The following is a 443-nucleotide window of genomic DNA, read 5'->3' as shown; positions in this document are numbered from 1 at the left end:
CTAATTTAGTCATTTTAATTTCTCCATTCTTATTTTAATTTTTAAGTATAATAAATTAGAATCCTAAGTATTTACCTGCGATACTTACACCGCTTGCTACGATATCAACAATGCTTGTACCTAATTTTGTCCAGTCTTGATTAATTCCAGCGTCTACTGTATTTTTGATTGCGTCGAATAATTTTTCCATTTTAATAACTCCTTTATTTTTATTTAATTATTATTACTGTGATTGTTGTTTAAATTAAAAACCGAATACTTTTCCTAAGATACCTACACCACTTGTTACGATATCAACGATACTTGTACCTAATTTTGTCCAGTCTTGGTTTTGTGCTGCGTCTACTGTATTTTTGATTGCTTCTACTAATTTAGTCATTTTAATTTCTCCATTCTTATTTTAATTTTTAAGTATAATAAATTAGAATCCTAAGTATTTACCT

Annotated in this window: 2 protein-coding genes; both read right to left on the bottom strand. The window is 27.3% G+C overall.

Annotation, left to right across the window (positions count from 1 at the left end):
* Positions 1-55: 55 nt before the first annotated feature.
* The gene (locus AC2FB1_RS11135) at positions 56-190 is read right to left on the bottom strand and encodes a beta-class phenol-soluble modulin (RefSeq protein WP_490675276.1); all 135 of its coding nucleotides are present in this window, start codon (positions 188-190) and stop codon (positions 56-58) included.
* A gap of 54 nt (positions 191-244) precedes the next feature.
* Positions 245-379, bottom strand: a complete 135-nt coding sequence (locus AC2FB1_RS11130; RefSeq protein ID WP_490675275.1) for a beta-class phenol-soluble modulin — start codon at positions 377-379, stop codon at positions 245-247.
* Between the last annotated feature and the right edge of the window lie 64 nt (positions 380-443).

The organism is Staphylococcus sp. CoH_129_LAB_1 (assembly GCF_058191515.1).
This window is presented reverse-complemented; position numbering and strand designations above follow the sequence as displayed.